General features: G+C 40.4%; 23 protein-coding genes and 1 tRNA gene. 17 read left to right on the top strand and 7 right to left on the bottom strand.

The window, feature by feature from the left end:
- Positions 1 to 10 precede the first annotated feature (10 nt).
- Together SNE25_RS31020 and SNE25_RS31015 are read left to right on the top strand one after the other, a co-directional pair.
- Positions 11 to 940, top strand: coding sequence for a hypothetical protein (locus tag SNE25_RS31020; RefSeq protein WP_321562884.1), 930 nt, complete (start codon positions 11 to 13; stop codon positions 938 to 940).
- A 4-nt stretch (positions 941 to 944) separates the two neighbouring features.
- Positions 945 to 1880, top strand: a complete 936-nt coding sequence (locus tag SNE25_RS31015; protein WP_321562883.1) for a hypothetical protein — start codon at positions 945 to 947, stop codon at positions 1878 to 1880.
- A 51-nt stretch (positions 1881 to 1931) separates the two neighbouring features.
- On the opposite strand, the gene SNE25_RS31010 is transcribed toward SNE25_RS31015, so the two are convergent.
- The 3 genes from SNE25_RS31010 to acs form a co-directional block, all read right to left on the bottom strand.
- Positions 1932 to 2117 (bottom strand): CsbD family protein, encoded by a 186-nt coding sequence (locus SNE25_RS31010; protein ID WP_321562882.1) that lies wholly within the window; start codon positions 2115 to 2117, stop codon positions 1932 to 1934.
- Positions 2118 to 2224: 107 nt separating this feature from the next.
- Positions 2225 to 2809 carry a hypothetical protein gene (locus tag SNE25_RS31005; protein ID WP_321562881.1) on the bottom strand — a complete coding sequence of 195 codons (585 nt, stop codon included), beginning with the start codon at positions 2807 to 2809 and terminating at the stop codon, positions 2225 to 2227.
- Positions 2810 to 2846: 37 nt separating this feature from the next.
- On the bottom strand, positions 2847 to 4748 hold the full coding sequence (gene acs / locus SNE25_RS31000; protein WP_321562880.1) for an acetate--CoA ligase: 1902 nt from the start codon (positions 4746 to 4748) through the stop codon (positions 2847 to 2849).
- Between the two features lie 241 nt (positions 4749 to 4989).
- On the opposite strand from acs, the gene rpmB reads away from it, so the two are divergent.
- From rpmB to lpxB, 9 genes are all read left to right on the top strand, one after another.
- Positions 4990 to 5223 carry a 50S ribosomal protein L28 gene (rpmB, locus tag SNE25_RS30995; RefSeq protein ID WP_022830076.1) on the top strand — a complete coding sequence of 78 codons (234 nt, stop codon included), beginning with the start codon at positions 4990 to 4992 and terminating at the stop codon, positions 5221 to 5223.
- 103 nt (positions 5224 to 5326) lie between these two features.
- On the top strand, positions 5327 to 5509 hold the full coding sequence (gene rpmG / locus SNE25_RS30990; protein ID WP_121246452.1) for a 50S ribosomal protein L33: 183 nt from the start codon (positions 5327 to 5329) through the stop codon (positions 5507 to 5509).
- Between the two features lie 102 nt (positions 5510 to 5611).
- Entirely contained in the window at positions 5612 to 5776 is a 165-nt protein-coding gene (locus tag SNE25_RS30985) for a DUF4295 domain-containing protein (RefSeq protein ID WP_310103329.1), read from the top strand.
- Positions 5777 to 5997: 221 nt separating this feature from the next.
- Positions 5998 to 6963: a signal recognition particle-docking protein FtsY gene (gene ftsY / locus SNE25_RS30980; protein ID WP_321562879.1), complete on the top strand. Its 966-nt coding sequence runs from the start codon at positions 5998 to 6000 to the stop codon at positions 6961 to 6963.
- 129 nt (positions 6964 to 7092) lie between these two features.
- The gene (rimO, locus tag SNE25_RS30975) at positions 7093 to 8427 is read left to right on the top strand and encodes a 30S ribosomal protein S12 methylthiotransferase RimO (RefSeq protein ID WP_321562878.1); all 1335 of its coding nucleotides are present in this window, start codon (positions 7093 to 7095) and stop codon (positions 8425 to 8427) included.
- Between the two features lie 142 nt (positions 8428 to 8569).
- Positions 8570 to 10189: a bacillithiol biosynthesis cysteine-adding enzyme BshC gene (bshC, locus tag SNE25_RS30970; RefSeq protein WP_321562877.1), complete on the top strand. Its 1620-nt coding sequence runs from the start codon at positions 8570 to 8572 to the stop codon at positions 10187 to 10189.
- Between the two features lie 151 nt (positions 10190 to 10340).
- Entirely contained in the window at positions 10341 to 11114 is a 774-nt protein-coding gene (gene surE, locus SNE25_RS30965) for a 5'/3'-nucleotidase SurE (RefSeq protein WP_321562876.1), read from the top strand.
- Positions 11107 to 11376, top strand: coding sequence for a hypothetical protein (locus tag SNE25_RS30960; protein ID WP_321562875.1), 270 nt, complete (start codon positions 11107 to 11109; stop codon positions 11374 to 11376). The genes surE and SNE25_RS30960 overlap by 8 nt, the downstream gene beginning before the upstream one ends.
- Positions 11373 to 12485: a lipid-A-disaccharide synthase gene (gene lpxB / locus SNE25_RS30955; protein WP_321562874.1), complete on the top strand. Its 1113-nt coding sequence runs from the start codon at positions 11373 to 11375 to the stop codon at positions 12483 to 12485. The genes SNE25_RS30960 and lpxB overlap by 4 nt, the downstream gene beginning before the upstream one ends.
- A 58-nt stretch (positions 12486 to 12543) precedes the next feature.
- On the opposite strand, the gene SNE25_RS30950 is transcribed toward lpxB, so the two are convergent.
- The 4 genes from SNE25_RS30950 to SNE25_RS30935 form a co-directional block, all read right to left on the bottom strand.
- On the bottom strand, positions 12544 to 12705 hold the full coding sequence (locus SNE25_RS30950; protein WP_321562873.1) for a hypothetical protein: 162 nt from the start codon (positions 12703 to 12705) through the stop codon (positions 12544 to 12546).
- A 37-nt stretch (positions 12706 to 12742) separates the two neighbouring features.
- Positions 12743 to 12871 (bottom strand): hypothetical protein, encoded by a 129-nt coding sequence (locus SNE25_RS30945; protein ID WP_321562872.1) that lies wholly within the window; start codon positions 12869 to 12871, stop codon positions 12743 to 12745.
- Positions 12872 to 12902: 31 nt separating this feature from the next.
- Positions 12903 to 13079, bottom strand: a complete 177-nt coding sequence (locus SNE25_RS30940; protein WP_321562871.1) for a hypothetical protein — start codon at positions 13077 to 13079, stop codon at positions 12903 to 12905.
- Positions 13080 to 13296: 217 nt separating this feature from the next.
- Positions 13297 to 14493, bottom strand: coding sequence for an MFS transporter (locus SNE25_RS30935; RefSeq protein ID WP_321562870.1), 1197 nt, complete (start codon positions 14491 to 14493; stop codon positions 13297 to 13299).
- A 736-nt stretch (positions 14494 to 15229) separates the two neighbouring features.
- On the opposite strand from SNE25_RS30935, the gene SNE25_RS30930 reads away from it, so the two are divergent.
- The 6 genes from SNE25_RS30930 (at position 15230) to SNE25_RS30905 (ending at position 24356) form a co-directional block, all read left to right on the top strand.
- A tRNA-Ala gene (locus SNE25_RS30930) sits at positions 15230 to 15303 on the top strand.
- Between the two features lie 116 nt (positions 15304 to 15419).
- The gene (locus tag SNE25_RS30925; RefSeq protein ID WP_321562869.1) at positions 15420 to 16046 is read left to right on the top strand and encodes an RNA polymerase sigma-70 factor; all 627 of its coding nucleotides are present in this window, start codon (positions 15420 to 15422) and stop codon (positions 16044 to 16046) included.
- A gap of 297 nt (positions 16047 to 16343) precedes the next feature.
- Entirely contained in the window at positions 16344 to 17555 is a 1212-nt protein-coding gene (locus SNE25_RS30920; RefSeq protein ID WP_321562868.1) for a FecR family protein, read from the top strand.
- 144 nt (positions 17556 to 17699) lie between these two features.
- Positions 17700 to 21086 (top strand): TonB-dependent receptor, encoded by a 3387-nt coding sequence (locus tag SNE25_RS30915; protein WP_321562867.1) that lies wholly within the window; start codon positions 17700 to 17702, stop codon positions 21084 to 21086.
- Complete coding sequence (locus tag SNE25_RS30910; protein WP_321562866.1) at positions 21019 to 22587, top strand: RagB/SusD family nutrient uptake outer membrane protein; 1569 nt, start codon at positions 21019 to 21021, stop codon at positions 22585 to 22587. Before SNE25_RS30915 ends, SNE25_RS30910 begins: the two co-directional genes overlap by 68 nt.
- A 59-nt stretch (positions 22588 to 22646) precedes the next feature.
- A complete protein-coding gene (locus SNE25_RS30905) occupies positions 22647 to 24356 on the top strand; it encodes an FAD-dependent oxidoreductase (protein WP_321562865.1) in 1710 nt (569 codons plus the stop codon).
- Positions 24357 to 24672 lie beyond the last annotated feature (316 nt).

Genomic DNA, 24672 nt, shown 5'->3' with positions numbered 1-24672 from the left:
TGAACAATCAATGAAAAAAATTCTGCTATTATTCTTTTTCTGTACAATAGGAACATTATCTTCCCTCGCGCAGCAAATTAACCGGTTTAATCCTGACACTATCCGCACCATTGTTATTGATTCGTTGGTTGATATTAAGTCGCATAAATTAAACGCACAGGATTTTATTGATGCTGTACTGGCCGATACCAGTTTTTATAAGGCTTTTCAAAATATGAAACGGTACGGTTTTACTGCCGAGAACCGCATTTTTACCTACGACAAAAAGAATAAAGTCGACGGCAAAATATACCGGAAAATAGTACACAGCAATGCAGCAGGCAAGCACAAAATGGAGTACTTAGCCAAGCTTGATAGCGGCAACATGTTTAAAAAGAACGGGAAGTATCAGCTGTACACGGTAGAGATGTTTGATTATATTTTTATGAACGCCTATAACTCCGATTTTGTTAAGGGTGATGCCCTGCCGGGGTCGGGCGGTAAAAATGAATCATATAAGGATAAACTAAAAACGCTTATTTTTAGTCCGGGGCGTAAGGTGAAGGGTATCCCGTTCATCAGCAGTAAAACGGAGATATTTGCCGGTGATATGCGGGAGTATTACTATTACGAATTTGCCCGTGGCAAGTATCTGGATACTATCCCGGTTTACCGCTTCAGGGTGAGGTGCAAACCAAGTACATCTGACGGCGATACCATGATTAAGGAAATGACTACTATATTTGATGAACGTACCTTCCAGATTCTGGGCCGATATATTGATATGAAGTTTAGTAATATGTTTGTTGATTTCGACGTGCAAATGAATATTGAACTTAATAATTTTGAGGGAGAACTACTGCCCACTAAAATAACTTACCAGGGTAACTGGAATATCCCTTTCCACAAAGAAGAGCGCGCCAGCTTTTTAATCGTGCATAAAGATTACAAGAAAGAATAATTAAATGGAAGAAGTTACCAGCCGGCGGCATTGGAAAAAATTCTATTTAAATGTGTTTATTTTAACACTTTATTTCTTGCTGTTAGCATTTGTGACTACATTCCTTTATAAAGAAGCACTGACAGTTGCAGGTGAAATATTTATAATACTGATAAGCTCATGCCTGGTAATTATGGCGGTTTACACCATAATTCGGTACTTTAAAAATATTCCGAAATTTCATGTTAATACAAACTCTATAAAGTTTACCCGTAAGAATGCCCTTTTTTGGAAGGATCTGGAACGTGTTCAATTGTCGGGTAAACAACCCTTTAGTTTTATGCTCGATTACCCGCGGGAGGGTATGATGCTTAAATTTAAAGGCAGCCGGGAAATTTATCTTTACGACGATATGTATGCCAATACCGCTGCTGTTAAGCAGTTTATTACCCGTCATATTCTTAATAAGTCATATAAACCAAGTATAATAACCAAAGCAAATAAGTTGCCTTTGAATAATGAGCAGTTTGTGTGGTATGAAGGCAGGCAATTGCTCAACTTCAGGGGAGCGGTTTTATGGCTGGTGCTTGGGCTTTTGCTGTATGCTATTATCACAGCAAGTCATGTAAGCTTAATGGTATTTCTGTTTGGTGTTGGTGTTGTTTGTTTTTGGGCGTTTTCGGCCTTTATGTATTGCTTCGGTACATCAGATGATTGTATTATGGTACGAAACCCTAACTTGTTTTGGGCTAAAACAAAATACCGGCTTACTGATATACAGGAAGTAGTTTTTGAACAGCAGCATTCTAAAATGCCTTATTCGTTAAGAATAATAACCAACGATTTTAAAAGTGATTTATACATGGCAGGCACATTATCGGGCAGGAAATGGCGTCAGCTGCAAAAAGATCTCGAAGGGAAATATATTAAGGTGCGTAACGAATTATACTTTGACATCTAAGGTTACATAAAGTTAAAATAATAAAGCCCCGATTATCGGGGCTTTATTATTTTATAAACTGTTGATCCATTTTACCAGCTCATCACGGGATTTTCCCGTTTTTTGCTGAAGTTTTCCCAGCAGCTCATCATCTTTGCCTTCTTCACGTATCAGGTCATCGTCTGTTAAATCGCCGTAGGCTTGTTTCATCTTTCCCTTTAATTCGTTCCAGCTACCTTTTAATTCTAATCTGTCCATAAATGTTTCTTTTAGTTAGATGTATTAAAGGAACGATCGGAAAGACTTTTGGTTTTTGCGAAAATGGATAATGATAAATTGTATCGGGGAGGGATGATGAGAAACGCTTAATTCTTTACAAATTGTTTCAGTACTTTTTGTCCCATATTATTATCAGGCCACATTTCTATTTTGTAATGATCCGGCCCTTCATCGGCTTCGTTATCTACATTTTTTAAGCTGAACGAATAAACCCTTACGCGATATTTCCCGGGAGTTACTATTAGTTTAAGATATGATTTATAATCCGGAAAATTAAGTATTTGCAAAATACCCGATTGAATAGTGATGCCTGCTTCAACCACATGATCATATTTGCTAAAATCGGTTTGAGAATCGGCCTTGGTCAGCAGCTCAAACTCCGCCTTTACGTGGCCGTAACTTTCGGTGGTGATGCCTAAAATGTCGTATGCTGTCGCGAGTCTGTCATGATAGGCCTGGGGTGTCCAGAAGGTATTAGCACCGGTATTACTTTTATAAGCCGAATCGCAAAGGTAAAACTGGTTATGCGAGGTGAAAAAATCGAGCCGGTATTTTGTGCCCGGATCAGATTTAAAAGCAAGAAATACAAAAGACAGAAGAACAAGGAGGCAAGGAATCAAAGAGAAAGCATTAACGCCTGTTTTTCTCCATACCTTGCCTCCTGTGTTCATTTGTTTAAAATAGCTATTGTTCTTTTGTCTTAATGCATTACAATGCCCCGGCTTTTATTTCCTCCACAACAGCAGGATCAAGCAGGGTAGAGGTATCGCCTAAATTAGATGTATCCCCCTCCGCTATTTTGCGCAATATGCGGCGCATGATCTTCCCTGAACGCGTTTTGGGTAAGCCGGTTACAAATTGTATCTTATCGGGCTTGGCAATGGCACCTATTATGCGCGATACAGTCATCATGATATCCTTACGGGTAAGGTCATCATCAGCATGATGCTTAGGGCATACTACAAAGGCATAAATGCCTTGTCCCTTAATATCATGCGGGTAACCAACAACGGCCGATTCTACCACGCTGCTATGCATGTTAATAGCGTTCTCTACCTCGGCTGTTCCAATACGGTGACCGGATACGTTCAGCACGTCATCAACACGGCCGGTTATACGGTAATAACCGTCTTCATCGCGCAGGCAGCCATCGCCTGTAAAATACAGGTTTTCGTAAGTTGCAAAATAAGTAGTGCGGCAACGGTTGTGATCGCCGTAGGTAGTGCGCAACATGCCCGGCCATGGGAACCTGATACAAAGGTTTCCGCTTACGCCATTGCCTTCAATAATTTTTCCATTCTCATCAACGAGTACAGGCTGTACGCCTGGTAGTGGTAATGTGGCGTAGCCGGGTTTGGTAGGGGTAACTCCCGCAATTGGCGATATCATAAAGCCACCGGTTTCGGTTTGCCACCAGGTATCAACAATTGGGCATTGTTTATGACCAATTTTTTCATCAAACCAATGCCATGCTTCCTCGTTAATAGGTTCGCCAACGGAGCCCAGTTTTTTGAGCGAACTGAAATCTTTACCCTGTAATGCCTCATCGCCAAAACTCATCAGCGAGCGGATGGCGGTAGGGGCTGTATATAGTATGTTTACCTTGTATTTTTCAACTATATCCCAAAACCTGCCCGGAGTAGGCCATGAAGGGATACCCTCAAACAATACCGTAGTTGCACCTTGAGATAGCGGGCCGTAGGCAATGTAAGAGTGTCCGGTAATCCATCCGATGTCAGCAGTACAGAAATAAACTTCGCCCTGGTTGTACTGGAAAGCGTTAGCAAAGGTGTACCCGGTATAAACCATGTAGCCGCCACAGGTATGCACAACACCTTTAGGTTTGCCTGTTGAGCCTGATGTGTACAAGATAAACAACATATCCTCTGCATCCATTTCTTCGGCCGTGCATGCTGTATTGCCTTGGGTTTCTACCTTTTTAATTTCATCTTCCCACCAAACATCACGGCCTTTGATCATTGATACAGGTGTACGGCTGCGGGTAAGCACAATTACCCGTTGAATAGAAGGGCATTGTACCAGCGCGTCATCAATGATTGATTTCAGCGGAATTTCTTTAGTGCCTCTGTAACCACCATCGGCGGTTATAACAATATTACAGGCAGCATCGTTTATCCTGTCGGCAATTGATTGTGCCGAGAAACCGCCGAAAACTACCGAATGGATAGCGCCAATACGAGCGCAAGCCAAAACGGCAATAGCCAGTTCGGGCACCATAGGCATGTATATACAGATACGGTCGCCCTTTTTTGCACCGTTATTTTTAAGCACATTGGCAAATTCGCAAACCTTATCATGCAGCTGCCTGTAAGTTAAAATACGATGATTTTCCTGCGGATCATTTGGTTCCCAGATTATGGCGGGTTTATCGCCCAGGGTTTCCAGGTGACGGTCAAGGCAGTTTTCGGTGATATTGAGCTTAGCGCCCTGGAACCACTTAATGTTCGGTTCCTTAAAATTCCAGTCCAATACCTTGTCCCACTTTTTGCGCCATAAAAAGTTGTCGGCAATACCAGCCCAAAATTGCTCAGGCTGTTCAACACTCTGCTGATAAACCTGCTTATATTCGTCAAATGATTTAATTTTCATATCGGTTTAAATGGAGGCGTAAATTAATAATTTCTCTGCTATGATAAATTAAAAAATTATTACTTTTTAAATTTATTTAAGAAGTGGTGTAGTAAGGATATTAACCTGCTGAAATAATACCTTTGGGGTACTTATAAAAAGAATTTTAAAATAATTAGAAACACTGTTGAATATTTGATTAAAAAGTCTGATATTTGCAAACTCTTTTTGAATAAAGGGTTGATAATTAAAAATATTTGTCATGTCAAGAATTTGTGATCTAACAGGAAAAGGATCTATAGTAGGTAATAACGTTTCTAACTCAAACGTTAAAACAAAACGCAGGTTTCATCCTAATTTAAAACTTAAAAAGTTTTATATCCCTGAAGAAGATAAGTGGATTACCTTAAAGGTATCTACATCGGCTGTTAAAACCATCAGCAAAAATGGTATAACTGCTTGTATCAATAAATTTGTAAAAAAAGGATACATTTAGTAGTTGCCGTTAATGTTTTACGCATAGCGTAAAATGTAAAGCGTGCAGTAATAATTGAAAAATTGCGTAAGCCGTGAGGTGACACGTACAACATAAAAAGAAAATGGCAAAAAAAGGCAACAGGGTTCAGGTTATTTTAGAGTGTACTGAACACAAAACAAGCGGTATGCCAGGCATGTCTCGCTATATTACCACCAAAAACAAAAAGAATACAACTGAAAGACTGGAAATGAAAAAATTCAACCCGGTTTTAAGGAAAGTAACTCTTCATAAAGAAATTAAATAAGTTTTACGCTCAACGTTTTACGTTATACGCAAATCAACTTATAACAGAATGTTTAACAAATACGTATTACGTAACACGTAAAACGTACAACACAAAAATAACATGGCAAAGAAAGTAGTTGCAACACTGAAAGTAGCAGGTAAAGGCAAAGAATATTCAAAAGTGATCACCATGAGCAAATCACCTAAAACCGGTGCTTACTCATTTAAAGAGCAAATTGTCCCTAACGATTTTGTTAAGGATGCAATTGCAGGTAAAACCCTGTAATAACTTTTGATCAAACATATAAGGCCGTCTTGTTTTTACGAGAGGGCTTTTTTTGTTGATAGCTATGTTTCTGATTGGGCAGATATGGACACAATATAACTTTGAGCTGATAAGTGTTAAGGTGATAATCAGCATATTTGCATAGTTAAATTTAAGCATCAAAAATCGGCGTATTTAAATTTGCACATCCGCACATCTAAAATCTGCACATCTGAAAAACTATGGGATTATTTGATTTTTTTAAGAAAAAGGAAAATACACAACAGGAGCAGCAGGCACTTGATACCGGTTTAGAAAAAACCAAGGATAACTTTTTTTCAAAGATCACCAAGGTAATTGCCGGAAAATCAACCGTTGACGATGATGTACTTGATGAGCTGGAGGAGGTACTGGTAACATCAGATGTTGGTGTGAGCACCACCTTAAAGATAATTGAGCGTATACAAGCCCGCGTGGCCCGCGATAAATATGTTGGCACCAGCGAACTTAATACGCTGCTGAAAGACGAGATCCAACAGCTGCTGGCCGAAAATAACAGTAACGATTTCAGGAATTTTGAATACGGCAATCATAAACCGTATGTAATAATGGTGGTAGGTGTTAATGGTGTTGGTAAAACTACTACTATTGGCAAGCTGGCCCATAAATTAAAGCAAGCCGGTAACCAGGTGGTTTTAGGCGCTGCTGATACCTTTCGCGCTGCCGCGGTTGATCAGATAAAGTTGTGGGGCGAACGTGTTGGCGTTAAAGTGGTAGCCCAGGCGATGGGATCAGATCCGGCATCTGTGGCTTATGATACACTGCGTTCAGCGGTTGCCAATGGCGATGATGTAGCTATTATTGATACCGCCGGTCGTTTGCATAATAAAGTAGGCTTAATGAACGAGCTCACCAAGATCAAGAATGTAATGCAGAAGGTAATTCCAGGTGCCCCACATGAAATATTGCTGGTGCTTGACGCCTCAACCGGGCAAAATGCTATTGAACAGTGCAAGCAATTTACCGAGGCTACCGCTGTTAATGCCCTTGCCCTTACCAAGCTCGATGGCACAGCCAAAGGCGGTGTGGTAATTGGGATATCTGATCAGTTTAAAATTCCTGTAAAATATATTGGTGTGGGCGAAGGAATGGATCACTTACAGCTGTTTGACAGGCAGGCATTTGTGAACTCGCTTTTTAAGGAATAATTGCCTCACCCAACCCTCTCCAAAGGAGAGGGCTTTAAGATACTTTTTAAAAGTTCCCCCTTTGGGGAAGATTTAGAGGGGCTTCGTTCCTCGCAATGACAATTTTTTCATTGCAATGATTTGTGTGTTATGAAGACAAAAGAAATTTATCAGCCAAAGAAAATAGTAAAACCCCGTGTTAACGTGGTTACTTTGGGTTGCTCCAAAAACATATATGATTCTGAAATATTAATGGGGCAGTTAAAAGGCAACCAGTTTGATGTAGTGCATGAGGCTGATAAAGTAAACAGTAATGATATTATTGTTATTAATACTTGCGGCTTTATCGATAATGCCAAGCAGGAATCAATAGATACCATTTTACAATACAGCGAACTGAAAGATCAGGGTAAAGTGGGTAAGGTAATCGTTACCGGTTGCCTGAGCGAACGCTATAAGCCCGAACTGGAAGCTGAGATAACCAACGTAGATGCTTACTTTGGTACCAATGATCTGCAAAACCTATTGCATTCTGTTGGGGCAGATTATAAACATGAACTGATTGGCGAACGCTTGCTGACCACACCATCGCATTTTGCCTACTTTAAAATTGCTGAAGGTTGTAACCGCCCATGTTCATTCTGCGCTATCCCGCTGATGCGCGGTAAGCACCTGAGTACACCAATTGACCAGTTGGTTAAAGATGCCCAGGCATTGGTTAAAAATGGCACCAAAGAACTGATATTAATTGCCCAGGACCTTACCTACTACGGTCTGGATCTGTATGGCAAACGTAACCTCGACGAATTGCTGCGCCGTTTATCTGATGTAAATGGTGTGGAATGGATCAGGTTGCAATACGCTTACCCTTCTGGTTTTCCTATGGAAATATTGGATGTGATGAACGAGCGCGACAATATCTGTAAGTATATGGACATGCCATTGCAGCATATCAGCGATAATATGTTGAAATCGATGCGCCGTGGTATCACCAAACAAAAAACCATTGATCTGGTAAACCAGATCCGTGATAAAGTGCCGGGTATTGCCATGCGTACAACTTTAATAACCGGTTATCCGGGAGAAACCGAACAGGATTTTGAAGAAATGCAGCAATGGGTAGAAGATACTCAATTTGACCGCCTGGGTTGTTTTACTTATTCGCACGAAGAAAAAACACATGCCCATTCTCTGGTTGATGATGTACCTGATGAAGTGAAGCAAGAACGTGCTGATGCTATTATGGAAATTCAGCAGGGTATTTCGTTTGATAAAAACCAGGAAAAGATAGGGCATACCTTTAAAGTATTGGTTGATAAAAAAGACGGCGACTATTTTGTTGGCCGAACCGAATTTGATTCGCCTGAGGTGGATAACGAAGTTTTGATTGATGCCAGCATTGACTACGCAACCGTAGGAAGCTTTGTTAACGTAAAGGTACACAGCGCAGAAGACTTTGACCTTTATGGACAAATTGTAAAATAATGCTAATTTGTGGCTTGTTATTAAGTGATTTAAGATTTAAAATCTAATTTCGACGCCAGCATTTAATATTTTCATACCTGGCCGATGTTCGATAACTGATTTCTTATATCCGAAATCGAACATCCGAAATCCGAAATTAAAGATGGAAGCCTCCTGTATAAGTTATAAAGACACCGGTTTTTTTTCGCCCACGGTTATTGATTACCTCGAAAACCGGGCTGAGCTCAGATCTTTTTATGGTTACCGCCCGGATATGGACGGATTTGCCCAACTGTTAAAAAACAAAAAGGTTGTTGCTGATCGTGAAATACTGCATCGTGTGTTAACAAAACAATATGCACATAATGAGCAGAAAGAAAATTCAAAATTCAAAATTCAAAATTCAAAACTTGCAGCGGATAATATCAATCTGCTAAAAGCTGATAACACCTATACCATTACCACTGGTCACCAGCTCAATATATTTGCTGGTCCGCTATATTTCCTCTATAAAATTGCTACTGCCATTAAACTGGCACAACAGCTAAAAGCAGCCCATCCCGATAAAAATTTTGTACCGGTTTACTGGATGGCCAGTGAAGATCATGACTTTGCCGAAATTAACTATACCAACATTGGTGGTAAAAAAGTACACTGGTGGTATGAGGCATCGGGTGCTACAGGGCGTATAAACCCCGATACCATGCGCCAGGCTCTTAACCAATATAAAGGTGTTTTAGGAATGGAAGGTCATTCGCAGGAACTGGCCGAGATTGTAGAAACAGCCTATGCGCGGTTTGATAAACTGGCCGATGCTACCCGCTACCTGGTTAATGCCTTATTTGGCCAATACGGATTGGTAATTATAGATGCCGACGACCATGAGTTTAAACAGCAGTTTGCCCCAATCATGGAGCAGGACATTATCGGCCAGCACAGCTTTAAAAATATCACTGCCACCAATGAGCAATTGCAAAAACTGGGTGTGCATATACAGGTAAACCCGCGCGAAATAAACTTTTTTTACCTGAAGGATAGCCTTCGTGAGCGCATTGTTTTTGAGCAGGATAGTTATCAGGTAATGAATACCGATATCCGTTTTACGGAAGCGGAGTTGAAACAAGAAATCATAACAACACCGGAACGCTTTAGCCCTAACGTGGTGATGCGCCCGCTTTACCAGGAGTGTATTCTGCCCAATATAGCTTACATAGGTGGCGGTGCGGAGATAGTTTACTGGCTGGAGTTAAAATCGAACTTTGATTTTTATAAGGTTGATTTTCCTGTTTTAATATTGCGTAATTCAGCTATAGTGGTGCGTAAAGAGCAAGCTGCCAAGATTGAACGTATGGATCTTGACGTTGCAGCTTTGTTTAAACAGACTGATGCGCTGCAAACTGAATGGATAAAAAAACACAGCGACCATAATCTTTCGCTTGATGAAGAGTGGCGTGAGCTGAGCTCCGTTTTTGAAAAAATAAAATTACGCTCCTATAAAATAGATCCTACATTGTCGTCATCGGCCGCCGCGGTGCAGGCCCGTTTGAAACATGCAGTTGATAACCTGGAAAAGAAACTGATTAAAGCGGAGAAACGGAACTACCAAGTAAGGCTGGAACAATTAGCCATAGTAAAAGCCGAATTATTCCCTAAAGATAGTTTGCAGGAACGTACCGAAAATTTCGGGCTCATGTATGTAAAATGGGGGCAATCATTCATTGACGAGCTTATTCGTCATTTTGAGCCGCTCGATTTTGAGTTTACTATTTTAGCGGAAGCGTAAGGTAGGCGGCCAGGCATGCTGAGCCCGTCGAAGCATAGCGCGTAAAGGCCTTGTCCACCATGCTTCGACGGGCTCAGCATGACACCCTTTAGTTTCTTTCTCTTCCTTCTTTTATTCCCTCACATCAATCAAATATCAGTAATTTCGCACCATGAATAAAGCTAAACCAACCATTCTTGTTGTAAACGACGACGGAATAACGGCTCCCGGAATAAAAGCCTTAATGAATGCTGTGAGTGAGATTGGTAACGTGGTAGTGGTGGCACCCGATAGTCCTCAATCTGGCATGGGCCATGCCATTACCATAGGTAAACCGTTGCGTTTAGATAAAGTAGACATATACGAAGGTGTCGAAATGTACCGCTGCTCAGGCACCCCGGTTGATTGTGTGAAGCTGGCCGTAAATAAAATATTTAAGGGACAAAAGCCTGATTTGTGCGTGTCGGGTATCAATCATGGTTTAAATAATTCCATCAACGTTTTATATTCAGGTACCATGTCGGCGGCCGTTGAAGGAGCTATTGAGGGTATCCCTTCAATAGGTTTCTCTCTGGATGATTTTACCCTGCAGGCAGATTTTAGTCATTGTATAAAATTTGTTAAGGAACTGGTGCTTCAGGTACTGAAAAATGGCTTACCAGTGGCTACGCTGCTTAATGTAAATTTTCCTAACACCCATAACATAAAAGGTATCAAGATATGCAGGCAGGCCAGCGCCAAATGGGCCGAAGAGTTTGATGAACGGATAGATCCGCATAAAAGGCCTTACTATTGGTTAACCGGCGTTTTTCAATTAAATGACGGCGGTGAGGATACCGACGTTTGGGCACTGGAACATCATTACGCTTCGGTTGTACCGGTTCAGTTTGATATGACGGCACACCACGCTATACCTTACTTACATAACTGGAAATTTAATGTTTAAGCGTAATACCGTAGCTGCCGGCTCATTATTAGGGTTGATATTGCCGGCCATTAGTGTGTTCATTTTTCTATACATATTAAAAGGCAGCGTTATTGTATTTAATAAGCCGGGAACGCCTTATCTGGTAGCTGTAGCTCTCAATTTGCTGATCATTCGCTATTATGGCAGGAAAGGATTGGATAAAACAGTAATTGGTTTGGTAGCCGTTACGTTTTTATTTTTGATTGCGGTGTTTGTATTTAAATTGCAGCCTATAAAATGAAATATTACCTGGTAGCCGGCGAAGCTTCGGGCGATTTACATGGTGCTAATCTCATGAAAGCCCTGAAAGAGCGCGACCCTGATGCGGAGTTCCGTTTTTTTGGCGGCGACCTGATGCTGGCTGAAGGTGGTACCCTGGTAAAACATTATCGGGAGATGGCCTATATGGGCCTGGTTGAGGTAATTGTGAACCTGCCTGCTATCCTCAGGAATATTAAACAGTGTAAGGCCGATATTAAAGCCTGGCAGCCCGACGTACTGATATTGATTGATATTCCTGGTTTTAACCTGAAAATTGCTGCCTACGCTCAAACCATAGGTTTAAAGGTAAATTATTATATATCGCCCAAAGTATGGGCCTGGAACCAGAAAAGGGTGCTGAAGATCAAAAAGATAGTTGATCACTTGTTTTGCATCCTGCCTTTTGAGGTTGATTTTTACAAGAGCTGGGGTATGGATGTTGACTATGTTGGCAACCCATTGCTGGACGCTATTGCCGCCTTTAAACCCGACCCGGAATTTTTACAACAACATCAGCTTACTGGTAAAAAGATAATTGCCCTGCTGCCCGGTAGCCGTAAACAGGAAATTAAGAACTTATTGCCCGAAATGATAAATGTTGTGGCCCGGTTCCCGCATCATCAGTTTGTTATTGCTGGTGCCCCGTCATTTGAACCGGCGTATTATAAACAGTTTTTAGGCGACAAAAATATCCCTGTATTATTTAATGCTACGTATAGTTTATTGAGCAATGCCGAAGCGGCTGTAGTGGCATCGGGAACGGCTACGCTCGAAACCGCTCTGTTTAACGTGCCCCAGGTAGTGGTTTATAAAGGAAATGCACTTACCATAGCGGTAGCCCGTATGGTGGTAAAATTAGATTTTATATCACTGGTTAACCTGATTATGAATAAAGCGGTGGTGAAGGAACTTATACAGGAAGATTGTACCTCCGCAAAAATTAGCGCTGAGCTTCATCTGATCGTCAATGACATTACTTATCGTGAAAACATGCTTTACAATTATGATGAGTTGGATAAACGTATGGGCCAACCCGGGGCATCAGCCAGAACTGCTGAGTTGATTATAAAATACGCTCAAAATAAATAAAGCCCTGTTTTGGCAGGGCTCTATCGTTTTCATAGGTGTTTGATGTAATATATGTTGATCAGGCAGCAGACAGTGTGTGCTGTTTGGTAGCCTGGTGATTGATGCTTTTAACTTTATTCTTCGCTCTGGAATTTCTAAGATCCTCTAATAAAATATCTAATAACTGATTGTCAAATCGGGCAATTAATTTACCTGGTGAAATTGTTTTATAATTTTTCATAGTGGTGTTGTAGGTAAGTGTTGAGTTTATTGTTTTATTAAGCAGCCGTTGGTAGAAACAGTGTTTTAGCTTTTATAGCTTTCAAATCGTTCATGATGATTCTTTTCAACTGGTTATCAAAGCTTGTTACTAATTTGCTGATTGATGGTTTTTTATTGCTTTTCATAGTTTTAGTTTTTAGTGCGTTTAAATTCTTTTCAATTTTTCTTGTTATCGTCTTCGTCTTCGGTAAGGTTATCTTTCCGGCGTTTGGCTTCCTTGTATTGCCTTAGTATCTGTTCCTCATCGCGCTCATCGGATGTTTTTGTAGGCTCTACCGGATTTTCCCATTCCTTCTCTTCTTCCTTCTTAACCGTTTTTTTAATAGCTTCCATAACAGTTACGTTTGATAGGTACTATTCCAAATCAATGCCAAAAATTTAGTTGGATTAAAAAAAAGCCATTGCAGCGTATGGAATTTTTTACAATGCAATGTAAATTGGTGGTTTTAGGCGGTTTTTGTACCAAATAAAAATTTGGTTTTTTTATACAGGTGTCCATACCCTTATAAAACCGATGCAGTTTTCAGTGGTCGCTTTGCGTACAGTAGTACTATTTTCGTACGTTTTTTTGATAGTTTAGTAAGTGTGCTGCCAGTGCAATTAAAGCTAAACCGCCTCCAATTACACATACACCACTCCATCCGTAATTTTTCCAGAGAAGGCTGGCTAAAAACGTTCCGGAAGCACCGCCTATAAAATAAGACACCATGTACACTGTGTTTAAACGGTTGCGCGCTTCCGGTATTAATGCAAATATGATGGACTGGTTGGAGATATGTGTAGCCTGCACGCCCATATCTAATATAATTACACCAATAATTAACCCGGCAATGCTGCTGGTTGAAAAATAAAAAACAATGTAAGAGATAAACACCAGTAATAAAGTATAACCTGATAGCTTGTAAGAGTCCATTTTATCGCTCAGGCGCCCCATTAAGCCTGCTGCAAGAGCCCCGAATGCGCCAACCAGACCAAAGGCTCCTGCGGCAGCGCTGCCTTCATTAAACTGAGGTTGTTTTAATAGGAATACAAGGGTTGTCCAAAAGGCACTGAATCCTGCAAAGCACAATGCGCCCCTGAAAGAAGCCATTCGTAATTTAGGTTGTGTTTTAATTAAGTGAATAAGCGATGTCATGAGCTTTTTATAGTTGCCCTTATAATCAGGTTCGACTTCGGGCAAAAAGAAAAATATCATTATCCACATAGCCAGCATTAAGCCGGTGGCTATATAGTACATCGACCGCCATCCAAAGTGCTCGCCTATAAAACCGCTTAATGTACGGGAGAGCAGGATACCTATTAATAATCCACTCATGATGAACCCTAATTTTTTGCCACGTTCGTGGGGTGAGGCAAGGTGGGCAGCCATAGGTATCAATAACTGCGGCACTATTGACGATAGTCCAAGCAGAAACCCGGCTATAGTTAACACCAGGATAGAAGGGGCAATAGCGCTGATCAGTAAGGCGAATATCATGAGCACAAAATCTATCAGTATCAGCCGTTTTCGTTTTACCATGTCGGCAAGCGGAACAATAAATAATAACCCGCAAGCATAGCCAATTTGCGTAAACAGCGATAATTGCTGAGCTTTTCTATCGCTTATATTGAAGGTGTGTGCGATGTCGGCAAGAAGAGGTTGGTTGTAATATATATTGGCTACTACCAAACCTGTTGCAATAGTCATTACCCATAAAGTTAACTGCGGTAGATGCGGATGGATTTTAGGAGTATGTGTAGCCGTCATTATTAAAAAGATAAAAATTCGCCTGCAAAAATGGTGAAGCGTTTTTTAAATGATGCTTGTTGAAAGTAATTTTTATCTGGCAGTGTACAATAAGATGAAATTTTGAGAGTTTTATATTTTGGAAAAATGAACCTGCCTGGTATGGTTTTTTTAAAAAAGTTCTTAGTTAAGTGCATTTCTTGATGAAAAACAACAATTTTCTGGTTTATTAACTAACTTTTAATTAAAAATCGTCTTTTTGCCTAGAATAGATGGCTTTGTATGTTAAATTTTGTTAAAATTTCAGTTTTTATCAAAAAAAATGAGATGATACGCAATAATATGGTGATTTTTTTGTTTCATATTTAGTTTTATGTTGAAAAATTAAAAAATTGCGATTTTAATAAAATATTATTCCTATTTTTGACAATCAAATAGATGATATGGATTTATTTGATAAATGTTACAAAAATATTACAATTGATTATAGTGTAATTTAAAAACTTAGTGTTACTTTTACACTATAATATCAATACAAAAAAGTCTTCTCATAATTTAGGTTTATAATTGGTTAGTAAAGGCCCCTGCCCATCAGGGGCTTTACTTATTTTAAGCGGTTTGGTTTTGCCCGGGTTTAACAATTGCGAACCAGGTATCTTTATAAAGAAGGTTAAGCTATAAATGGTGAGAATTGTAAAAAATAAATCATTAAGGGTTTCATTTTATTACTTAATATAATATATTTGCAACCCAATTCGGGGGATTAGCTCAGCTGGCTAGAGCGCTTGCATGGCATGCAAGAGGTCATCGGTTCGACTCCGATATTCTCCACGACTGATAGTCAGCCACTTACGCCAATCCGTAAGTGGCTTTTTTTTCGATGACCTTTCGGTTTGGCTTCACGCAAAAGCATGGATATTTCCAACTTTAATTACCTAAATTTGTATTTGGATGTACTTTCCCCTAACGCCATGGCGGTTGACCAATTAAAAAATCTGAATGAAAATGAATTATTGCACAGGTTACAACTCGGCGACATACAAGCTTTTGATTATATTTTCGGAAAATTTTATAGCGCCCTATGCTTTTTTGCTACCAGGTTAACGTCAGACAGGTTTGTCGCGGAGGAAATTGTTCAGGACATTTTTTATAAACTATGGAATAAGCATGCAGATTTTACCACCCTGAACTCGATAAAAGCTTTTCTCTATATAAGCACACGTAATGCTTCGATTAATTTTTTAAACAAAGAACAACGAAAAATAAAGCATGACGTTGAGTTCGGCTTGCTGGAAGATGAATTTCAGGAACCGGTAATTAATGAGATTATTTACACTGAGGTATTACGTGAGATTGCAATTGAAGTAAATGCCCTTCCTGAACAATGTGCGAAAATCATTAAAATGATCTTTGAAGACGGATTACAACCTAAAGAGGTTGCTGACAAACTTAATATAACGATAAGCACTGTTTACAATCAAAAAATGCGCGGGCTTTCGATTTTAAAGAAACGCCTTTCGGGAAGGGGATTTAGTACCCTGACTGCCGTGATATTATCAATCTGTTTCAGATAAGAAGTTCTTTCCAAGATCACTATTTATAGTTACACGCTTTCATGTGATAATTTCCCAATCACATACTTTCTTTCAGCCTTCCCGCAATACCCTCCTCTATCAATAAGGTTTTTACTTATTTCTTCAGTTAGTATGCTTTTTAATAATTCAAAGCCTTAATTGTAAACTTATATTAAGTTTCCCGGGGTAATTGCAATGATTTTCGGGAAAGTTTTAAGCAGGTAATTTTTTTTTCAATCCTTTAGAGGAAACTCGCTTGCGTATTGTTTCTATTACATTAAAACCAATTAATAAACCATGTCGGATAAAAAGTTGTATGATTCGTTTCATATAAGCACACTTTTAGTGGGAAAGCTTAATAATACCCTTACAGCAACGGAAGAGGCTGAACTGGAAATGTGGTTAGATAAGAGCGTTAGCAACAGGGAAATACTTGAAAAGTTGTTGAACGAAAGTATTCGTAGCGAAGACATCGGACACCTGCGTGAATTTGATGCAGAAACCGCATTAAGGGATGTAAAAACCCGGATCGACGATAACCAATATACCGGGTTGAGATCTGGTAAATTAAGAAGCTATGCGATAAGGATTGCCGCAGCTGCAACGGTCCTTGTGACGCTCTCCGTTGGTTTTTGGCTATATAAAGACAAGCCGCGGACAGAGCAGCTGTCATTTCATGTTAAAAAGACGGAGATTACGCCAGGTGTCAATAAAGCTATATTGGTTTTATCCAACGGGAATAAAATAGATCTTCAAGCGGCAAGAAGCGGGAATATCGCTAATCAGGGTGGGATAACGGTGAGTAAACAGGCCGATGGTAAGATAGATTATCAGGGCGCCGGCTCTGCAGCCGCTCAATCAGGCACTGAGAGTGAGTTAAACACTTTGTATGTTCCCAAAGGGGGGCAATATCAGCTGACCCTTCCGGATGGCACCCATGTCTGGCTTAACGCAGCTTCATCATTAACCTATCCTGTTGCCTTCAAAGGAAAAGAACGCCGGGTTAAATTAACAGGGGAGGCCTATTTCGAAGTGGCCAAGAATCCCGATAAACCATTTCAGGTCAATGTCGGTGGCAAGCAGACAGTGGAAGTATTGGGGACACATTTTGATATCAAGGCTTATGTTGATGATTCCGATATCAGAACGGCTTTGCTGGAAGGCTCCGTAAAAGTAAGCTCTAAAAGCAGCAATATCATTATAAAACCCGGCCAGATGGCCATTAATAATCTGAAAGAGCCTTTAACTATCAGAAATGCCGATCTGGACGAGGTCATGGGTTGGAAAAACGGGCTGTTTGTCTTTAATGATGAACGGATTGAGGACGTGTTAAAAATAGCTGCAAGGTGGTATGATGTGGATGTGGAATACCACACGGATGCGGGCCAAAAGAAACTAAGGGGCATTGTATCTAAATACAAAAACATTACAGAATTGCTTGATAATATAACAATAACATCCGGGATTCACTATAAAATAGAAGGAAGGAGGGTCATATTGATGAATTAATCTTACTAAAAAGAGATTACCGGAAAGAATCACCAGGGGCGTTGCAACCGCTCCTGGTGAGAACACAGCCTTGGGAGCTGTATAAGTAGGGTAATCATTATGATCGCTGTTAACAACCAATTATTTAATTAACCTAAGATTCAAATGTATAAAATTTATACTGTATTTGAACGCGGGCGTATATTCCGCGTTCATCCTAAATTATGGAGAGTAATGAAACTTTCTTTTTTTATCTGTCTTATCGCTTTTGTCCAGGTGAGCGCTTCGTCACTTGCTCAAAAGATAAACCTTAATAAAAGGAATGCCCCATTGTGGGAAACCTTGAATGACATTCGTCGACAGAGCGGTTATAGTATTCTTTGTGACCCTGATATTTTAATCGGCGCAAAATCTGTTACTATAAGAATAAAAGATGGTTCGTTAGAAGATGCCTTAAAAATATGTTTTATCAATCAGCCTCTTAATTATGTAATTAATCAAAAAACAATATTAATTACAGCGGCAAAATTGCCCGCCCCTATCATCAATGAATCTGTGGCCGCTATTAAAATAACCGGAAAAGTGACGGATGAACAAGGAAATTTACCTGGGGTAAGTATTAAATTAAAAGATTCTAATTTAGGAACGATATCAGATTTCAAAGGCAATTATTCCCTTAATATTCCAGACGGCAAAGGTACACTTGTTTTTAGTTGTGTCGGTTATTTAACCCAGGAAATTCCGATCGAAGGACGCACTGTGATTAATATTCAGTTAAAAGCAGAGTCAAAAGGATTAAATCAAATAGTCGTGATCGGTTACGGTACGGTCCGCAAAAAAGATCTTACGGGCTCGGTTTCCTCAATAGGGTCGAATGAGATCAAGTCACAGCCCATTAACTCGTTTAACCAGGCATTGCAAGGCAAAGTTTCCGGTGTGCAGATTACCCAGGCGTCCAATGCGCCCGGCGGAGGGATAACTATTCGGGTGCGTGGCGGCAATTCTATTTCTGCCAGCAATGATCCTTTGTACGTTGTTGACGGTTTTCCAATTTCGGTTCCTACCGCTGCAAACGGTGCGAGTGGTAGCGGAGCCAGCTATGCTAACCCCCTTTCTACCATTAATCCGAATGATATTGAGTCAATAGAGGTTTTGAAAGATGCTTCAGCTACTGCAATATATGGTTCGAGGGGAGCGAATGGTGTGGTATTGGTAATTACCAAGCGTGGAAAACTTGGACAACCTAATATTGAGTTTGAAACCTATGCCGGTGAACAGCAGGTTGTAAAACAATTGAAATTAGGCAATGCTATGGATCATCTTAATTTGAAAAATGAGCAACTTGCCAATCTTGGCTTCGCTCTACGATTTGGAAACCCTACCGGACCTTATCCCCGACCAGTTGCTTCTTATGGCGAGGGTACCGACTGGCAAAAAGAAATCTTTAGGACCGCGCCGATGCAAAGTTATCAATTGTCTATTACTGGCGGCTCGGATAAAGTAAAATATCTGGTTAGTGGGAACTATTTAAATCAGGACGGCATTATCATAGCTAATAACTTTAAACGTTACGCATCAAGGGTAAACTTGGATGCTACCTTGAGTGACCACGTTAAAATCGGGTCTAACCTTACGGCGTCACGAACAGTTAATAACGGTGTGTCAGAGGACCTGGTTGCGGGTCCTATATACGAGGCGTTGACGATATCGCCAGCCAGCCCCGTTTATGCGGCGGATGGTAGCTATCAGTTATTGAATTTAGGCCCCGGGACAGGTTTTGCGAGTACTCCTAATCCAGTTGCTGTGCAAAATACATCAACAAATTTGCTTACAACCGACAGAATGCTGGGCAATGTATTTGGCGACTTCAACATTATCGAAGGCCTGAAGGCACATATAAGTTTTGGTGCAGATATTCAAACTTCGTTTAGAAATGTGTTCTTCACACCGCAAACGCTTGCTGGCAGTGGTCGAAATGGGTACGGCAGTAATGGCACTTCTGAAAACATCAATACTTTAAATGAAAACACGCTTACCTATACCAGGAAAATAAATGATAATCATTCATTTGATATACTTGCTGGCGTAACATTCCAAAGCAACAGACTGCAAACAACTTATCAGGAAGCAGAAAATTTTCCAAACTATGTATTAGGTGCCAATAACTTATCAGCAGCCAGTACACTCGATATCACGAGCAGCGGCTTGCAAAAATGGGGGCTCAATTCCTATTTGGCCAGGATAAATTACCGCTTTAAAGGCCGTTATTTGTTCACGGTTAGTGCACGGGAAGACGGCTCGTCACGCTTCGGCGCAAATAATAAATATGGCTTTTTCCCTTCCGGCGCATTTGCCTGGCGCGTGTCTGACGAAAATTTCCTAAGAAATAATCTTGTTATAAGTGACCTTAAGTTTAGGGCCAGTTACGGTATTACCGGTAATGATGGAATTGGCTTATATAATTCCCTCTCGCAATACACTATTGGCAAAACGGTATTTAACGATGTCGAAGTACTTACCAATCAAGTTTCACGTATTGAAAATCCCGATCTGAAATGGGAAAAAACAGCGCAACTGGATATTGGACTGGATGTGGGGTTTTTAAATAACCGTCTCACCGTTGTTGGCGATTATTACCTAAAAAAAACCAGCGGTTTATTGCTATATGTGGATTTACCGGCAACTACAGGTGCCACCAGTGTACTGCGTAATATTGGCAGTGTTCAAAACAAGGGCTTTGAACTGGCTGTTACTTCAGTAAATATTGACAAGGGAGCAAATGGGTTCAAATGGACAACGGCTGGCAACATCTCCTACAACGAAAACAAAGTTATATCGCTTGCTAATGGCGTGGATCATTATTTTTCCGGATTAACGATAATAGAGGTTGGAAAGCCCCTCGGGTCCTTTTACGGTAATGTATTTGATGGCGTATGGCAAACGACGCAACAGATCGCGGCCGCAGGTCCCTTAGCACAAGCAGGTAGCTTGCCGGGCGCATATCGCTGGAAAGATGTAAATGGCGATGGCGTTTACAATGAGTCAACTGATCGCCAGGTGCTGGGAAACGGCCTTCCTAAATTTATTTTCGGCCTGACCAACAATTTCTCGTACAAACGATTCGACTTCTCCTTTTTCTTACAGGGCGTACAAGGCAATAAAATTTATAATACTTTCACTAGCCTAATAGATGCTCAGTATAACCACCTGAAATCATACTATGTGAATCATTGGACAGCCACTAATCCGAGTAACACGGTTGGCGGCATACGTCAGTGGGTTTTGCCGGCAGTTTCGAATTTTGCGATAGAAGACGGCTCGTTCATACGCTTAAAAAATGTTACGTTCGGTTACCAGTTGCCAACCTTCACGAAGGTAATTAAGAAAGCCCGAATCTATTTTAGCGCACAAAACCTGCTTACTTTCACTAAATATACCGGCTATGATCCTGAAGTCAACGGTGACTTCAATAGTAACACCACATATGGCAGGGATAATTTCAACTATCCGCCATCAAGGATCTACATGCTTGGTTTGTCTACTACATTTTAAATTAAATCTGATAAACATGAAACCACAATATAAGTTATCGAACAAAATGCTGCTTTTACAGGGGCGCACTCTTCTGTGCGGTTTACTGGCTATAGTGTTAACTCTTGGAGGGAGTTGTAAAAATAATCTCGTTGAGAAGCCTTATTCGTTTTTGGGAGAGGAAAACTCTTTCAAAACTGCAAGTGACGCCACTGTTGCACTTGATGCTATATATGACAGATTGAGAACTATATATGGTATGACAATGATCAACCTGGCGGATGTCAATTCAGAAGAACTGAACGTTGAGTCGACTATTGGGGCGACTATATTAGATCTTAAAACTAATAATTATTCGCCCTCCAACCCTACTTTTGATTCCTTTTATACAAATTGTTACCTGTTGATTGACAGAGCGAACCGTGTAATCAAAAACGTTCCCGGGATTACCATGGATGCCACCGCTAAAGCGCAGGTAATGGGGGAAGCAAAGTTTCTGAGGGCACTGACTTACTTTGACTTGGTGCAGGCATTTGGTGATGTGCCATTGGTTACCACACCGACTTCGGATGTCGTAAATGTCAGTATAAAGCGGACAGCAGCCAATGACATCTATAGTCAAATCATTAACGATTTAAAAGATGCAGATGCCGCAAATCTCCCAGCAAATTATACTGCCGCCGGGACAATCGGGCGGGCAACAAGCGGCGCTGTTAAATCAATTTTGGCAAAAGTTTATCTTACCCACAAGGATTATGCAAATGCTGCCCTTTATGCCAAACAGGTAATTGATTCAAAAGTCTACAGTCTTTTTCCGGATTATAAAAACATTTTCCCACCCGAAAATAAGAATGGTCAGGAGCATATTTTTTCAGCACAATATAGTTGCATAAAAACCACTTACGGCAGTCCGATGGCTGAATTTTTTTCAATTTATTTTTCATATCCTATTAATCAGGGTGGCGGGTCATACAATGTCGAACCCTCATATGTTAATTCTTATCTGGCAGGCGACTATCGTAAACAAGTTACTATTATCACGCAAAAGGTGAATCCGGCAAACAGCCAATTGGTGTTTGCGCGCAACGGACCTTGTGTTGACAAATACTGGGATCCTTCACCTTGCGCGGAATTCGATGCGCGGAATAATTTCATGATTATACGGTATGCTGACGTGCTTCTTATCTATGCCGAAGCAATTAATGAAATCAATGGACCAACTCCTGATGCCTATGATGCCATAAACCAGGTGCGGACTCGTGCGAGAAATGGCAATTCATCAGCTAATCCTCAAAACCTGACCGGCTTATCGCAGGCTCAATTTAGGGATGCGGTTTTACAAGAACGGGGGTGGGAACTCTGCTTTGAAGGCCATCGCCGCTGGGATTTGTTAAGGACTGGCAAATACGTAAGCACTCTGCAAGCTGCAGGGATACCGGTTTCACAAAAAAATCTGCTTTACCCCATTCCGCAACACCAGATGGATGTAAACTCTGCACTTACACAAAATCCAGGCTTTTAATATCGTTTAACAAACAAAGCGCGCCGGCGCACTTTGTTTGTTGTTTTACAATGTGATCCGTGCTCAATAACGAAGGAAATGAGTTGTCGTCATTCGCTCTGAAACCGAACTATCATGATGTTGAAAACTACTTATTGTCCCGCAAACCTAATTTGCAACTTATTGATAAAGAAATCAGTACTATAATTGAAAAAATGAAAAAAATACATATAGTAATTGCACTCCTAATATTTTACGCTTTTAAGTTAAATGCCGCCGACAAACCCACTGTTGTGGTGTATGGTGGTACACCCGGGGGCATATCAGCTGCGGTAGCGGCGGCCAGGCAAGGCGCTAAGGTCATTTTAATTGAGCAGACCCGTCATGTAGGCGGTATGAATACAAGTGGGATTGGAACTGCGGAAACCGAACATATGATTGAGGAAACTATCTCTGGAATTCCGTTGGAGATTTATACCCGCATCGGTAAAGCTTATGGAATGAATAAACCTGCTTTTTATTTTGAATCGCATGTTGCAGAAAAAATATTTGTGGATATGCTGGCAGAACAACACGTCTCTGTTATCTACGAGGCTTTTGTTAACAAAGTAAATAAAAGAGATGATGCCATCAAAAGTATAACATTGACCAATGGAAAAACAGTTAGTGGTGATACTTTTATTGATGCAACTTATGAAGGCGATCTGATGGCAAGAGCAGGAGTATCGTACACCTATGGGCGGGAAAGTAGGGCACAATATAATGAATCGCTTGCTGGGATTCGTTTGTTGGATAAGCCTATCGACGTTTCGCCATATGATGACAATGAAAAATTGCTTCCAGGGTTTATAGAAGCAAAAAAATTATCCAACGGGGAAGCTAGTAAAAGGATCATCAATTACAATTTTCGGTTGATGATGTCTACCAACTTCGACAGAGTGCCGTTTCCTTTGCCATTGCATTACTATGCAAACCGCTTCATTACGCTTAAACGCCTGCTGGCTGAACATCCTAATACCAAACTATCGGATATCATTGATTTGTATTCCTGGAATTACCCACCAGGAAAGTTTGAAGCCAATAATAAACAAAATTCGGTTATCTCACTTGGGCTTTTCGGCGGTAACACCAATTATCCGGACGCTGGATACGAAAAGCGGAAACAAATTTTCCAGGATCATAAGGATTGGACATTAGGCCTTCTCTATTTTTTGCAGCATGATCAGTCCGTACCAAAACAACTACACGATGAGGCAAACAGATACGGTTTGGCTCCCGATGAGTTTAAGGACAATCATAACTTTCCATATTATTTATATATCCGGGAAGCGCGTCGAATGGTAGGAAGCTATGTACAAACGCAGAAGGACATTTTTGAAGAACCTAAAAAAACTGATGCTATCGCATTAGGTTCCCACTTTGTGGATTGTCATCATGTGCAAAAAGTAGCTATATCCAAAACACAATACATAAATGAAGGCCGTATCTGGGCTAAAGTCGAACAACCTTATGAACTTTCGTACCGTGTTATCATCCCTAAAGAGAATGAATGTACAAATTTACTTGTACCTGTTTGCGTTTCAGCTTCTCATGTTGGTTTTTGTTCTGTAAGGGTTGAAGTTACCTGGATGCAGCTTGGTCAGGCCGCTGGCATTGCCGCAACAATTGCTGCAAAGACTAAGAAGCCAGTACAGGACATTGATGTAAATCAATTGCAGCAAGTACTAAAAAAAGGTGGTGTTATACTGAACCGGGACGAGAAGCATTGGATTAATAATGATAAATCCTGACATTGCACGCTATGAAATTAACCTGCATATGTTTTAAACCAGTTTGTGTATTAATATTAGTGATCAACTCAAAATTAGTGAAAAGGGGAGATATAACGAGATATAACGCAGTTTATCCACCTACCATCTCAAAGCAATGAAAAACTATTCATAAGAACTGCATTTTTTTGATGACCTCTTGATGACCTCCAAAGGCGGTTAAAAGGGGTTTTAAACGGTAATATTTAAGTTTTCAAAAATTATTAATGAGCTAATAATCAATATATTATATTTATTTAAAACTATTTTAAACGTGCCGACCTTCGGATGGCATGCA

Origin of the sequence: Mucilaginibacter sabulilitoris, from assembly GCF_034262375.1 — a bacterium.
GTDB classification, from domain to species: Bacteria; Bacteroidota; Bacteroidia; order Sphingobacteriales; family Sphingobacteriaceae; genus Mucilaginibacter; species Mucilaginibacter sabulilitoris.
This window is presented reverse-complemented; position numbering and strand designations above follow the sequence as displayed.